At 73.6% G+C, this 14,073-nt stretch carries 12 protein-coding genes and 1 tRNA gene; 1 reads left to right on the top strand and 12 read right to left on the bottom strand.

What is annotated here, in order from left to right; genetic code table 11:
- Positions 1–2,727, bottom strand: coding sequence for a DNA polymerase I (gene polA / locus ACFFHC_RS09405; RefSeq protein ID WP_379804919.1), 2,727 nt, complete (start codon positions 2,725–2,727; stop codon positions 1–3).
- A 50-nt stretch (positions 2,728–2,777) separates the two neighbouring features.
- On the opposite strand from polA, the gene ACFFHC_RS09400 reads away from it, so the two are divergent.
- Entirely contained in the window at positions 2,778–3,227 is a 450-nt protein-coding gene (locus ACFFHC_RS09400) for a PaaI family thioesterase (protein ID WP_379804916.1), read from the top strand.
- A 59-nt stretch (positions 3,228–3,286) separates the two neighbouring features.
- Here ACFFHC_RS09400 and ACFFHC_RS09395 read toward each other — a convergent pair.
- From ACFFHC_RS09395 to ACFFHC_RS09345, 11 genes are all read right to left on the bottom strand, one after another.
- Positions 3,287–3,369: transfer RNA gene (locus ACFFHC_RS09395), tRNA-Leu, on the bottom strand.
- Positions 3,370–3,433: 64 nt separating this feature from the next.
- On the bottom strand, positions 3,434–4,849 hold the full coding sequence (pyk, locus tag ACFFHC_RS09390) for a pyruvate kinase (protein WP_379804912.1): 1,416 nt from the start codon (positions 4,847–4,849) through the stop codon (positions 3,434–3,436).
- Positions 4,850–4,882: 33 nt separating this feature from the next.
- Entirely contained in the window at positions 4,883–5,728 is an 846-nt protein-coding gene (lgt, locus tag ACFFHC_RS09385) for a prolipoprotein diacylglyceryl transferase (RefSeq protein ID WP_070704812.1), read from the bottom strand.
- Positions 5,725–6,540, bottom strand: a complete 816-nt coding sequence (locus ACFFHC_RS09380; RefSeq protein WP_070704815.1) for a DsbA family protein — start codon at positions 6,538–6,540, stop codon at positions 5,725–5,727. The genes lgt and ACFFHC_RS09380 overlap by 4 nt, the downstream gene beginning before the upstream one ends.
- A 14-nt stretch (positions 6,541–6,554) precedes the next feature.
- A complete protein-coding gene (trpA, locus tag ACFFHC_RS09375; protein ID WP_379804907.1) occupies positions 6,555–7,439 on the bottom strand; it encodes a tryptophan synthase subunit alpha in 885 nt (294 codons plus the stop codon).
- Positions 7,436–8,692 carry a tryptophan synthase subunit beta gene (gene trpB / locus ACFFHC_RS09370; protein ID WP_070705315.1) on the bottom strand — a complete coding sequence of 419 codons (1,257 nt, stop codon included), beginning with the start codon at positions 8,690–8,692 and terminating at the stop codon, positions 7,436–7,438. Before trpB ends, trpA begins: the two co-directional genes overlap by 4 nt.
- On the bottom strand, positions 8,689–9,519 hold the full coding sequence (trpC, locus tag ACFFHC_RS09365) for an indole-3-glycerol phosphate synthase TrpC (RefSeq protein ID WP_379804903.1): 831 nt from the start codon (positions 9,517–9,519) through the stop codon (positions 8,689–8,691). The genes trpB and trpC overlap by 4 nt, the downstream gene beginning before the upstream one ends.
- Complete coding sequence (locus ACFFHC_RS09360) at positions 9,516–9,770, bottom strand: HGxxPAAW family protein (RefSeq protein WP_070703729.1); 255 nt, start codon at positions 9,768–9,770, stop codon at positions 9,516–9,518. Before ACFFHC_RS09360 ends, trpC begins: the two co-directional genes overlap by 4 nt.
- A gap of 44 nt (positions 9,771–9,814) precedes the next feature.
- Complete coding sequence (locus tag ACFFHC_RS09355) at positions 9,815–10,360, bottom strand: Trp biosynthesis-associated membrane protein (RefSeq protein WP_070703731.1); 546 nt, start codon at positions 10,358–10,360, stop codon at positions 9,815–9,817.
- Positions 10,357–12,174 (bottom strand): ABC transporter ATP-binding protein, encoded by a 1,818-nt coding sequence (locus ACFFHC_RS09350; RefSeq protein WP_379804897.1) that lies wholly within the window; start codon positions 12,172–12,174, stop codon positions 10,357–10,359. Before ACFFHC_RS09350 ends, ACFFHC_RS09355 begins: the two co-directional genes overlap by 4 nt.
- Positions 12,171–14,000: an ABC transporter ATP-binding protein gene (locus ACFFHC_RS09345; protein WP_379804893.1), complete on the bottom strand. Its 1,830-nt coding sequence runs from the start codon at positions 13,998–14,000 to the stop codon at positions 12,171–12,173. Before ACFFHC_RS09345 ends, ACFFHC_RS09350 begins: the two co-directional genes overlap by 4 nt.
- Between the last annotated feature and the right edge of the window lie 73 nt (positions 14,001–14,073).

Genomic DNA, 14,073 nt, shown 5'->3' with positions numbered 1-14,073 from the left:
TCAGTGCGCGGCGTCGTGCCAACTGCGCCCGGTGCCGATGCTCACGTCCAGCGGCACGTCGAGCTCCACGGCCGAGCCCATCGCCTCGCGGACCAGCTGCTCGGTGGCCTCGACCTCGCCGGGCGCGACCTCGAGCACCAGCTCGTCGTGCACCTGCAGCAACACCCTCGAGCGCAGGCCCTCGGCGGCCAGACGGTCCTCCACCCGGAGCATGGCCAGCTTCATGAGGTCGGCAGCCGAGCCCTGGATGGGGGCGTTGAGCGCCATCCGCTCGGCCATCTCCCGGCGCTGCCGGTTGGTGCTGGCCAGGTCCGGCAGCGGACGACGGCGGCCCAGCATCGTCTGGGTGTAACCGACCTTGCGGGCCTCGTCCACCACCTCGCGCAGGTAGTCGCGCACGCCGCCGAAGCGGGCGAAGTACTCGTCCATGAGCGCGGTGGCCTCGGGCGTGCTGATGCCGAGCTGCTTGGACAGGCCGAAGGCGCTGAGCCCGTAGGCCAGGCCGTAGGACATCGCCTTGACCTTGGCGCGCATCTCGGGGGTCACATCGTCGGCGGGCACGCCGAACACGCGCGCGCCGACGAAGTCGTGCAGGTCCTCGCCCTCGTTGAAGGCCTGGATGAGACCCGCGTCGCCGGAGAGGTGCGCCATGATGCGCATCTCCACCTGGCTGTAGTCGGCGCTCATGAGCTGCTCGTAGCCCTCGCCCACCACGAACACCTCGCGGATGCGGCGCCCGGCCTCGGTGCGGATGGGGATGTTCTGCAGGTTGGGGTCCACGCTGCTCAGGCGCCCGGTGGCCGCGATGGTCTGCTGGTAGGTGGTGTGGATGCGGCCGTCCTCGTCCACGGACTTCTGCAGGCCCTGCACGGTGGAACGCAGGCGCGTCACGTCCCGGTGGCGCAGCAGCGCGGACAGGAAGGCCTCGGCGGCCGAGCCCTCCTCGGCCTGGGCGCTGAGCCACACCAGCGCGTCGGCGTCCGTGGTCCACCCGGTCTTGGTCTTCTTGGTCTTGGGCAGCCCCAGGCGTTCGAAGAGCACCTCCTGCAACTGCTTGGGCGAGCCGAGGTTCACCGAGTCGTCCTCGATGGCGGCGTGCGCGTCGGCCTGGGCGGCGGCCACCTGCTCGGCGAAGTCCTCCTCCAGCGCCGCCAGCTGGTCGCTGTCCACCGCGATGCCGGTGGCCTCCATGGTCACCAGGTGCCGGGCCAGCGGGATCTCCAGGTCACGGGCCAGCCCGGCGGCACCCACGGCCTCGACCTCCTGGGCGAGCACCGGGGCCAGCTCGCGCACGGCCACCGCGCGGATCGCCGCGGTGCGGGCGGCGGTGGTGAGGCCGTCGGTGGAGCCGTCCACCTCGCTGGCGTCGAACAGCGCCTCGGCGCCGCCGTCCTCCTCCACGGCCGGCAGCTCGCGCTGGAGGTGGCGCAGGCACAGGTCCGCGAGGTCGTAGGAGCGCTGGTCGGGGCGCACCAGGTAGGCGCTCAGGGCGGTGTCCACGGCCACGGCGTCCAGCTGCAGCCCGATGACCCGCGCCCCGTGCACCACGCGCTTGAGGTCATGCACGGCCAGGCGCTCCGCCCCGGCGGTGAACAGGCCCTGCAGCGCCTCCTCGTCGGCAGGGGTCCGGCCGGCCAGGTCGAACCACCCGGTGACCGCGTCGTCGCCCTCGCCGGCCGCCAGCGCGATGCCGGTGGGCTCGGTGCGGTGCCGCCCGGCCACCGACGGTGGGGCGGGGAAGACCATCTCCAGCCCCACCAGGCCGGTCCCGTGCGCCGCGATCCAGTCCGCCAGCGCGCCGGGGGCCACCAGCTCAGCCTCCACCTCCAGGGCGTCGGCCGTCTCGGCGCCCTCCTGCCCGAGGTACTCGAACATCCGGTCGCGCAGCACCCGGAACTCCAGGGCGTCGAACACCTCGTGCACCTTCTCGCGGTCGAAGGTGTCCCACGCGGTGTCGTCGAGGGCCAGCGGCAGCTCCACGTCGCGCACCAGCTGGTTGAGGCGGCGGTTGCGCAGCACCTGGTCCAGGTGGTCGCGGAAGGACTGCCCCGCCTTGCCCTTGATGGTGTCCGCGGCGTCCACGATGCCGCCGAGGTCGCCGTGCAGGCCCAGCCACTTGGCCGCGGTCTTGGGCCCCACGCCGGGAACGCCGGGCAGGTTGTCGGCCGACTCCCCCACCATCGCGGCGAGGTCCTGGTAGCGCTCGGGGCGCACCCCGTACTTCTCCTCCACGGCCTCGGGGGTCATGCGGGCCAGGTCCGAGACGCCCTTGCGCGGGTAGAGCACGGTGGTGCGATCGTCCACCAGCTGCAGCGCGTCGCGGTCGCCCGAGCAGATGAGCACCTCCATGCCCTGCTGGCCGGCCTGCGTGGCCAGCGTGGCGATGACGTCGTCGGCCTCGAAGCCCTCCACGCCCACGTGCGCGATCCCCATCGCGTCGAGCACCTCCTGAACCAGCGAGACCTGCCCGGCGAACTCGTCGGGCGTCTTGGCGCGGCCGGCCTTGTACTCGGCGTACTCCTGCGTGCGGAAGGTCTGCCGGGAGAGGTCGAAGGCCACTGCCACGTGGGTGGGCTGCTCGTCACGCAGCACGTTGATGAGCATGGAGGTGAACCCGTACACCGCGTTGGTGTGCTGCCCGGTGGCCGTGGAGAAGTTCTCCGCGGGCAGGGCGAAGAAGGCGCGGTAGGCGAGCGAGTGTCCGTCGAGCAGCAGCAGGCGAGTCACGCGTGGCAGCCTAAGCCCCTGCACCGACACCCACCGGCCCAGGAGGCCCCGTGACCGACAGCACCCCGCAGTCCCAGACCCCGAACGCCGTGGCCGAGGAGCTCTCGCGCGTCTTCTCCCTCGGCCCCGGCGCGCTGGCGCAGAAGATGGGCATCGAGATCACGCACGCCGATGCCGACCGCGTGGAGGCCTCGATGCCGGTGGAGGGCAACACGCAGCCGTACGGTCTGCTGCACGGCGGGGCGAGCGTGGTGCTCGCCGAGACCGTCGGCTCCATCGCGGCCGCCCTCCACGCCGGGCCGCAGCGCGCCGCCGTCGGCGTGGACATCAGCGCCACCCACCACCGTGCCGGGCGCACCGGGCACGTGCACGCCGTGGCCACCCCGCTGCACCGCGGTCGCACGACGGCCAGCTACGACATCGTCATCACCGACGACGCCGGCAAGCGGGTGTGCACCAGCCGTCTCACCTGCTCGCTGCTCAGCGCGCCCAAGGGCTGAGCGATCCGTGCACACGGACGCCCGCCACGACCATCTGGTCGGGCGGGCGTCTCGTCGGGTGCCGGCGGCGGGATTCGAACCCGCACGCCCTTGCGGGCAGAGCATTTTGAGTGCTCCGTGTCTGCCGTTCCACCACACCGGCGCGCGGCGCGGGCCAGTGTAACGGCGGAGCCCCGGCCGCTCCGGCCCCCCGCGCACCGGTGCGCTCAGCCCTCCCCGCCGAGACGGTGGACGCGCAGGGTGTTCACGCTCCCCGGCACACCGATGGGGGTCCCGGTCACCACCACCACGAGGTCCCCCGCGGTCAGCCCCTCCTGCCCGGCCAGGGCGGCGTCCACCTGCTCCACCATCTCCTCGACGCCGCCGACCTGCGGCACGAGCACCGGCCGCACGCCCCAGGTGAGCGCCAGCCGGCGCCGCACCGCCGGGTCGGGCGTGAAGGCCCACAGCGGCTCCGCCGGACGCGTGCGGGCCAGGCGCCGGGCCGACGACCCGGTGGTGGTGAACGCGACGAAGCCCGCCGCCCCCACCTGGTGGCCCACCTGCACCGCCGCCGAGGTGACCGCCCCGGTGACCGTGTCCGGCACCTGCGCCAGGACCCGCATCCGCTGCAGGCCGTGCTCCTCGGTGCTGGCGATGATGCGCGTCATCACCTCCACCGCCTCCACCGGGTGCTCGCCCACCGAGGTCTCCGCCGAGAGCATCACGGCATCCGCGCCGTCCAGCACCGCGTTGGCGCAGTCCGAGGCCTCCGCGCGCGTCGGCCGGGGGTTGTGCACCATCGACTCCAGCACCTGCGTGGCCACGATGACGGGCTTGGCGCGGCGACGGGCGAGGTCCACCATCCGCTTCTGGGCCACCGGCACGTCCTCCAGCGGCATCTCCACACCCAGGTCGCCGCGGGCCACCATGATGCCGTCGAACGCCTCCACCACCTCCTCGAGGCGCTCCAGGGCCTGCGGCTTCTCGATCTTGGCCACCACCGGCAGGCGGCGGCCCACCTCGTCCATCACCGCGTGCACGTCCTGCACGTCCTGCGGCGACCGGACGAACGACAGCGCCACGAGGTCGACCTCCTGGTCGAGCGCCCACCGCAGGTCCGCGGCGTCCTTCTCCCCCAGTGCCGGCACGCTGACGGCCACCCCCGGCAGGTTGATGCCCTTGTGGTCGCCCAGCTCGCCGCCCACCTCCACCGTGGTCACCACGTCGGTGTCCGTGACCTCGGTGGCCCGCAGCTGGAGCGCCCCGTCGGCCAGCAGCAGGATGTCGCCGGGCTCCACGTCGCCGGGCAGGCCCGCGTAGGTGGTGGAGACCTCCTCGGCCGTGCCCTCGACCTCACGGGTGGTCAGCGTGAAGGTCTGGCCGGCGGTGAGCTCCACCGGCCCGTCGGCAAAGGTGCCGGTGCGGATCTTGGGCCCCTGCAGGTCCACGAGCACTGCCAGGGCCCGGCCGGACTCGGCCTCCAGGCGCCGCAGCGTGGCGATCCACCCGGCCATCTCGGCGTGGTCGCCGTGCGACATGTTGAGACGGGCGGTGTCCATGCCGGCCTCCACGAGCCGGCGCAGGACCGGCTCGGTGCAGGTGGCGGGGCCCAGGGTGCAGACGATCTTGGCGCGACGCATGGGGCCCATCCTGTCGTGGACGGGCCCCCTGGGTCACACGCGTGCGCGGCTCGGCTCGCCGGAGCGCCCGGCCCGCCAGTAGAGGAACGCGCCGAGGGCGAACACCGCCGCGGAGACCCACACGTTCACGCGCTGACCCAGGAAGGTGTTGGCCTCGTCGGTGCGCATCATCTCGATGAAGAAGCGCCCCAGCGTGTAGAGCATCAGGTACAGCCCGGCCACCTGCCCGGCGGCGAAGGAGCGGATGCGGTCGAGCCACAGCACGAGCCCCGCCATCGCCAGGCACCACAGCGCCTCGTAGAGGAAGGTCGGGTGGAAGGTTCCCAGCACCACCGGGTCGCCCGCGGCGTCCACCCGGGCCCGGCCGGCGGACTGGTCCCAGGCGTGGATGGTGAGACCCCACGGCAGGTCGGTGGGGCCGCCGTAGAGCTCGTTGTTGAACCAGTTGCCGAACCGGCCCAACGCCTGCGCCACGAGCAGCCCGGGCACCACGGCATCAGCGAAGGAGCCGAACGACCAGCCGCGGCGGCGGCAGCACAGCCACGCCCCCACGGCACCCAGGGCCACGGCGCCCCAGATGCCCAGGCCGCCCTCCCAGACGGCGAAGGCCTTGAGCGGCTCGCCCCCCTCGCCGAAGTACGCCTCCGGCGAGGTGATGACGTGGTACAGCCGCCCGCCGACGAGCCCCAGGGGCAGCGCCCACATGGCCACATCGAGCACGTCGTCGGCCTCACCGCCCCGGGCCACCCAGCGACGGGTGGTCAACCACAGGGCCGCGCCCACGCCCAGCAGGATGCACAGGGCGTAGGCGCGGACCGGGAGGGGCCCCAGCCACCACACCGACTGGGTGGGGCTGGGGATGGATGCCGGGAGGGTCACTTCGTGGCCGAGGCGTCGGACTTCTTGGGGGCGCCGGCCTCGTCGATCTTGGAGAAGAACTCCTCCTTGCTCTTGAGCTGCTGCAGGTCGATCAGCTCACCGTTGAGGTAGACGGTCGGGGTGCCGGTCACACCGAGCTCGTTGGAGTACTGCTCGGACTTCAGGGCGTAGTCGGCGTAGGTCTTGTCGTCCACGCACTTCTCGAAGGTCTTCAGCGCGTCGCCCTCGATGCCGGCGTCCTTGCCGAAGCGCTTGAGGTCGTCGTCGGTCCAGCCGTCGCCCTCCTTCTCGGGCTGGTTCTTGAACACCGTGTTGTGGTACTCGCGGAACTTGCCGGCGTCCTGCGCGCAGTACGCGGCCGACGCGGCGCGGGTGGAGTGCTCACCGGGGAAGTTGTTGTCGAGGAAGGTCTTCGGGTGGTAGGTCACCTGGAGCTTGCCCTCGTCGACGCGCTGGCTGATGCCCTCACCGAGCATGTCCTCGAAGCCCTTGCACCCGGGGCACTGGAAGTCCTCGAAGATGGCGAGTTCCGGGCGGCCTGCCTTACCCACGACCACACCGGTCTTGTCGGCCTTCATTCCCTTGGGCGTCTTGGCCGGGGCGGCCGACCCATCGCCCGACGAGGTGGAGGTGCTGCTCTCGTCGGAGGAGGGCTTGTCGTCCTTCTTGCCGAAGGCCCAGATGCCCACCACCACGAGGGCGGCGACGAGCAGGGCGGCGATGAGGGCGATGAGCGCCTTGCTCACGCCCCCGCCGGAGGAGTTCTTCGGTCGGTGGGCGCTGCTGGGGCGGGGCGAGGTGTCCACGGGCATGCGAGTTCTCCTGATCAGTGGTCCAGGGCGCCGGCCAACTCACGCACCAGCGCCGTCATGCGGGGGAAGGTAGGAACGGAACCTGACTGCCCGCTGGGAGCCGATGCTCCCACGGAGGCGGTGTCCGGAGCGGCGGGGTCCGCCTCGCGCGCCGCGTTGCCGTCCAGGCCGCTGTCGGCCCCGAGCGCGGCAACGACCGCCGACCCGACGATCACGCCATCGGCGTAGCGCGCGACCTCACGGGCCTGCTCGCCGGACGACACGCCCAGACCCAGCCCGATGGGCAGGTCGCTCACGGCACGGATCCGCTCCACCACCTGCTCGGCGGCGTGGGAGACCGTGGCCCGGGCGCCGGTGACGCCCATGGTGCTCGCGGCGTAGACGAAGCCGCTGCACGCCGCCGTGATGGTGGCCGCCCGCTCCGGGGTGGTGCTCGGCGCCACGAGGTGGGTGGTGGCCAGGCCGTGCTCCGCGGCCGCGGCGTGCCAGGCACCGGCGGCCTCGGGCGGCAGGTCCGGCAGGATCACACCTGCCACCCCGGCCCCGGCCAGCTCGCCGGCGAGGCGCTCCACGCCCCGGGCCAGCAGCGGGTTCCAGTAGCTCATGACCACCGGCACGCCCCCGGCGTCCACGACGGCGCGGGCGCACTCCAGGGCATCGTCCACGCTGGCCCCCTGCTCGAGGGCGCGGTCGGCGGCGTCCTGGATGACGGGGCCGTCCATGACCGGGTCGGTGTACGGGATGCCGATCTCGATGACGTCGGCGCCGGCCTCCACGGCGGCCACCATCGCGGCCCGGGAGGTCTCCACGTCGGGGAAGCCCACCGGCAGGTAGACCACCAAGGCCGCCCGGCCCGCCTCGCGGCAGGCGGCGAAGCGCTCGTCCAGCAGGTTGCTCATGCCTCGACCCCCTGTGCAGGGTTCTCGTCGGTGTCCTCGTCGCCCTCGGGGTGGGCCTCGCCGTCGGCGTCCACGAGCCCGAACCAGCGGGCCGCGGTGTCCACGTCCTTGTCGCCGCGCCCGGAGAGGTTCACCAGCACCACGCCCTCGGGGCCCAGGCGGCGCGCCTCCTCGACCGCCCCGGCCACGGCGTGCGCGGACTCGATGGCGGGGATGATCCCCTCGGTGCGGCACAGCAGCCGGAAGGCGTCCATCGCCTCGGTGTCGGTCACGGCCACGTACCGGGCGCGCCCGGTGGTGTGCAGGTGGCTGTGCTCCGGGCCGACACTCGGGTAGTCCAGACCGGCGCTCACCGAGTGGGTCTCCAGGGTCTGGCCACCCTCGTCCTGGAGCACGTAGGTGGCGGCGCCATGGAGCACGCCGGGGCGGCCCGTGGCGAAGCGCGCCGCGTGCCGGCCGGTGTCCACCCCGTCGCCGCCGGCCTCGCAGCCGACGAGCTCCACCTCGGTGTCGTCGAGGAAACCGGAGAACAGGCCGATGGCGTTGGAGCCGCCGCCCACGCAGGCGACGGCCACGTCCGGCAGGCGCCCGACCGCAGCGAGGACCTGCTCGCGGGCCTCGGCGCCGATCACCTCGTGGAAGCGGCGCACCATCGTCGGGAAGGGGTGCGGGCCGGTGACGGTGCCCAGCACGTAGTGGGTGGTGTCCACGCTGGCGACCCAGTCGCGCATGGCCTCGTTGATGGCGTCCTTGAGCGTGGCCGAGCCGTGCTCGACGGCCACCACCTCGGCGCCCAGCAGCTGCATGCGGGCGACGTTGAGGGCCTGGCGGCGGGTGTCCACGGCACCCATGTAGACCACGCACTCCAGGCCGAGGAGGGCCGCGGCCGTGGCGGTGGCCACGCCGTGCTGGCCGGCGCCGGTCTCGGCGATGACGCGCGTCTTGCCCATCCGCTCGGCGAGCAGCACCTGGCCGAGCACATTGTTGATCTTGTGCGAGCCGGTGTGGTTGAGGTCCTCGCGCTTGAGGAAGATCCGCGCGCCCCCCACGTGGGCGGACAGGCGGCGGGCCTCGGTGAGCGGGCTCGGGCGGCCGGTGTAGGTGGCGTGCAGGCCGTGCAGCTGGGCCACGAACTCCGGGTCGGCCAGAGCGTGCTCGAACTCGGCGTCGAGCTCGGTGAGGGCCGCGGTGAGCGCCTCGGGCACGTAGGCGCCGCCGAACTCGCCGAACTGCGGGCTGAAGAGGTCCGTCATCGGCTGGTTCCTCCCATCCGGTCGGAGGGGGTGGGGTCGGCCGGGGCGGCACCCGCCGCGACGAGCCCCGCGGCGGCCGCGGCCGGGTCGGCGGCGGTGACCAGCGCCTCGCCCACGAGCACGGCGCGGGCACCGGCGGACACGGCGGTGCGCACGTCCTGCGGGGTGCGGATGCCGGACTCGCTCACGGCCACCACGCCACCGGGCACCTGCGGCACGAGGCGGGCGGGGGTGGCAGGGTCCACCTCGAGGGTCTTCAGGTTGCGAGTGTTCACGCCGATGATGCGGCTGCCCACCGTGACGGCGCACTCGAGCTCCTCCTCGTCGTGCACCTCCACGAGGGCCTCCATGCCGAGCTCGTGCGTCAGGGCCAGCAGGTCGGCCAGGAGGGGCTGGTCCAGGGCGGCCACGATGAGCAGCACGAGGTCGGCCCCGGCGGCGCGGGCCTCACGGACCTGGTACTCCCCGACGAGGAAGTCCTTGCGCAGCAGCGGCGTGTCCACCGCGGCGCGGACGGCCACGAGGTCCTGCAGGGACCCGCCGAAGCGGCGCTCCTCGGTGAGCACGGAGATGGCCGCGGCCCCGACGCCGGCGTAGGTGCGGGCCAGGTCGGCAGGCTCCCCGATCGGCGCCAGGTCGCCCTTGCTCGGGCTGCGGCGCTTGATCTCCGCGATGAGCGAGGCGCCCGGCGTGCGGAGAGCCTCCAGGACGGGGCGGGGCGGGGCCACCGCGGCCTCGCCCAGGGCGTTCAGGGGCACTGCACGCTCTCGTGCGGCGACGTCCTCGCGGACGCCGTCGACGATGGCGTCCAGCACCGTGCCGCTCACTGGCCGTGCTTGCTGCCGAACCCCATCTTGGCCATGATCGGCCAGGCGAGCGCACCGACGACGGTGAGGGCCACACCGGCGTAGGTCATCACGTCGTTCGGCAGCACGATGCCCAGCGCGATGACGACGGAGCCCACGATCATGAGGATCGTGCCGGTCCACGCCGCGGTGCTGTGGCCGTGGTCCTCGTGGACCTCCGGCGGCTCGGGCAGACGGGTGGGGTGCTGCGGGGCGTGCGGGGCCTGGGTCATGGGTGTTCCTCTCGGGACGTGCGGGTTGCGCTCGGGTCAGTATCTCAGGTCGGGTCCTCGCCGCGGCTGAGGCTGTCCCACAGGGGCTCCTCCGTCCGGGTCGCCTGCCCCCGGCGCTCGTACCGGGCGCCGAGTCCCTGCCAGCGGGCCACCAGGACGGCCACGCCCACCAGGGCGAGCAGGACGCCGAGCAGGGCCGCCACCCAGGGCGCCCAGGAGGCGGTCGCATCGGCGTGCACCGAGGCGCTGCCGGCCAGGCCCCAGTCCTCGGCCGCGCGGGCGGTGACCGGCCCCTCGGGGTCCAGCAGCAGGGCGGCGGCCGCCCAGGCCACGGCCAGCCCCGAGAGCGTCACCACCACCCCGGCCACCCGGCGCGCCACCGGCCCCAGGAAGGCGGCGACGAGCAGGCCCGCCACGGCGGTGAACAGAGCGGGGCGCACCAGGCTGCTGGCCTCGGAGCCCGTGAGCTCCACCGGAGCACCGCCCCCGAGACCCCCGCTGGGCGTCCCGGACACCCAGGTGGTCGTCAGCAGCACGCCCAGCAGGCCGCACAGGGCCAGGCCGGTCAGCACGACACGGGACTTGGTCATCTCACGTCCTCTCGCTGCGCCGCCCAGGAGGCGTGCAGGCGTTGGTAGGTCGGGCTCGCGGCGAGCACCTCGCGGTGGTGCCCCACCGCCTCGACGTGGCCCGAGTCCATCACGACCACCACGTCGGCGTTCTCGGCGGTCGACAGACGGTGCGCGATGGCCACGGACGTGCGCCCCTGCGTGAGCTGCTCGAGCGCCCGCTGCACGCGCACCTCCGTGCCGGGGTCGACCGCGGAGGTCGACTCGTCGAGCACGAGCAGGTCCGGGTCGGCCAGCCGGGCCCGCAGCAGGGCGACGAGCTGACGCTCCCCCGCCGAGAGCGACTCCCCGGCCTGCCCCACGGGGGTCCCCAGGCCCGCCGGCAGGGTGTCCACCCAGTCCCGCAGGTCCAGCTCGTCGGCCGCCGCCAGCAGCTCGGCGTCGGTGGCCTCTGGCGCGGCGAAGCGCAGGTTCTCCGCGAGCGTGGTGTCGAAGAGGAAGCCCTCCTGGGGCACGAGCACGATGCGCCGCCGCAGCGAGGCGAAGGTGATCTGCCGCAGGTCCACGCCGTCGAGGCGCACCGCGCCCTCGGCCGGGTCCTGCAGCCGGGTCATGAGCTTGGCCACGGTCGTCTTGCCCGACCCCGTCTCCCCCACGATGGCGTGCCGCCGCCCGGCCTCGAAGGCCAGGTCGACCTCGTGGAGCACCCGCCCGCTGCGGGGGTAGGCGAAGGACACCCCCTCGAAGGTCACGGTGGCCGGGCCGCGGTGGCTCTCGACGCCGTCCGCGGGGTCGGCCACGTCGGCCGGGGTGTCGATGATGCCGATGACGCGCCGCCAGCAGGCCACGGCGTTCTGCAGCTCGTTGAGGATCTCCGTGGCCTGGTTGACCGGGGCGGTGAACAGCTGCACCAGGAAGACGAAGGCCACCATCTCGCCGAGGCTGATCCAGCCGCGCCCCACGAGCAGGGCGCCCACGCCCACCACCGCGGCCACCGCGACGCCGGAGGAGAGCATGCCCAGGGTGAAGACGGTCACGGTGCGGGTCTGGGCCCGGACGGCCGCGGCCCGGTGGGCGAGCACGGCCTCGGTGGTGCGCTCCCGCGTGACCTGCTGGATGCCGTAGGCCCGGATGGTGGAGGCGCCGGCGATCGACTCGGTGATGGCGCCCAGCATGGTGCCGACCCGCTCGCGCACCCGGGTGTACCCGCGTCCCACGAACGGCTGCAGGCGGCGGATGCCCAGCAGCATCGGGAGGAAGGTCAGCCACACGGTCAGGGCGAGCCACGGGCTGTAGAGCACCATGAGCACGGTCACGGCCAGCACCTGCCCCACGGACAGGATGAGCATGATGCCGCCGAACTGCACGAACTGGCTGATGGTGTCGACGTCACTGGTCACACGGGAGACCAACGCACCGCGCCGCTCCGTGCTCTGGGTGAGCACCGAGAGGTCGTGGATGTGGCGGAAGGCGCGGGTGCGCAAGGTGGCCAGCCCGCTCTCGGCCGCCGTGAACAGCCGCACGTTGACGGCGTAGGTGGCCGCCGAGAGCAGCACCACCACCAGGGCCGTGGCGCCGGCCATGAGCAGGGTGTACCGGACGTCGGGGCCGCCCTCGGCGAGCAGCCCGTGGTCGGTGCCCTGCTGCACGGCCACGGGCACCGCGAGGCGTCCGAGGGTGGCCAGCCCCGCGAGGAAGAGCGTGAGCCCGAACCCGCGCGTGAGCTCCGGGGAGAGCGCGAGGCCACGTCGGACCGTGGCGAGCGTCCCCGCCTCGGAGACACCGATCCGCGACCCACGGCCCTGCTCGAGAGGTTCCTGCGTCCGCGTGCTCATGCCCGGCCCCCGTCCTGCTCCTGCCGCTGGGCGTGGTCGACGGCGTAGGCCCCCACCACGCGGGCGTAGCCGGGCTGGCTGGCCATGAGCTCGGCGTGAGAGCCGGTGGCCACCACCCGGCCGTCCTCGAGGTAGGCGACCGTGTCCGCCAGCGCAATGGTGGCCATGCGGTAGGCCACCACGAGCACCGTCATGCCCGCCCGGGCCTCCCGCAGCCGGGAGAGCACGGCCTGCTCCACCGCCGGGTCGAGGGCGCTCGTGGCGTCGTCGAGGACGAGGAACCGCGGGCGGCGGACCACGGCGCGGGCCAGGGCGATGCGCTGGCGCTGACCGCCGGAGAGCGAGCCGCCCCGCTCCCCCACCTGCTGGTCGAGCCCGTCGGGCAGGGCGCGCACGAAGTCGGCCGCCTGTGCGAGCTCCAGGGCGGCCCAGAGCTCCTCGTCGCCGAGGTCGGCGCCCAGGGCCACGTTGAAGCGGACCGTGTCGTCGAAGAGGAAGGCCGTCTGCTCCACCAGGGAGGCCGCCCCCACGAGGGCCTCGGGCGCCACCTCCTCCAGCGGCACCCCGTCGTACTCGATGGTGCCCGCGGTCGGCCGCACGAGTCCGAGCGCCGCCGAGGCGAGCGTCGACTTCCCCGCCCCGGTGGCCCCCACGAGCGCCACCGTGGAGCCCGCCGGCAGGTCGAGGTCCACGCCCCGCAGCGCCGGGTCGTCCGAGGCGTCCTCGTGGGCGTGGACGAGTCCGCGCACGCGCACCGCGAGCCCGCCCGTCCCCGGCAGCCGGCGGGTCCCGGCCGCCGGACCGGTCGGGGCCGTGAGCACGGCCTGCACCCGTCGCCAGCCCACCGCCGATGCCGGGGCCTCCGAGAGCGTCCAGCCCAGGGCCCGCACCGGCATGGCCATCATGGTGAACAGATAGGCCACCTGCACCACCTCGCCGGTGCTCACGTGCCCGTGGGACGCCCGCCAGGTGCCCACCACGAGCACGGCCAGGGTGCCCACCTGCGGCAGGGCCTCGATGAGGGGGTCGAACAGGCCACGGACCCGGCCCATGGAGACCGCCGCGTCGCGCAGGTCGGTGGCGCTGGCACCGAAGCGCCCGGCCTCGGCGTCCTCCCGCCCCATCGACTTCACGAGCAGCCCGGCCTCGAAGCTCTCGTGCGCCACCCGCGAGACCTCGCCGCGCAGCTCCTGGGTGGTCTGCGCCCGGGGCGACATCACCCGCTGGTACCAGATGTTCAGCGCCGCCAGCACGGGGAAGACGACGGCCCCCACCGCGGCCAGCAGGGGGTCCACCAGGTACATCGAGACCCCCGCGAAGACCAGCAGGAAGAGCACTCCGACGAACATGGGCAGGGGCATGAAGATGCGCCAGGTGGTGTCGACGTCGGCGTTGGCGTTGCTCAGCAGCTGCCCGCCCGGGTGCCGCCGGTGCCACGAGAGCGGCAGGCGCAGGTAGGCGTCCGTGACGAGCCGCCGGTAGGTGGCACCCAGCCGGAAGGTCACGAGGCCCGCCGAGAGGCGCCGCACCAGCATCGAGGCCGCCTGGAGGAGGTAGGCGCCCAGGACGACGGCGAAGCCGGTGAGGGCCGCCCGCCAGGTGACCGAACCCTGCCCGGCGGCCGGCTCGACGACGTGCTCCACCGCCCAGCCGACGGCGCGGGAAACCCCGACGATGGACCCCGCCCAGACCACGGAGCCGAGCACGGCCAGGGTGAACCAGCCGGGCTCCCGGCGGATGCCGCGCCACACCACCGCGAGGGCCTCCACGCCGGAGACCTGCTCCGTGAGCAGGTCGGTGGACGACCGGCCGGTGGCGACGCGCACGAGGGACCTCCGTGGACAGGTGGGTGACGTGGACCTCACACTCTCACGCAGCACCGACGACCTCCTGCGGGAG

Source organism: Kytococcus schroeteri (genome assembly GCF_042433515.1).
Taxonomy (GTDB): domain Bacteria; phylum Actinomycetota; class Actinomycetes; order Actinomycetales; family Dermatophilaceae; genus Kytococcus; species Kytococcus schroeteri.
The sequence above is the reverse complement of the archived record's forward strand: the minus strand, read 5'-3'. Positions and strand labels throughout refer to the sequence as shown.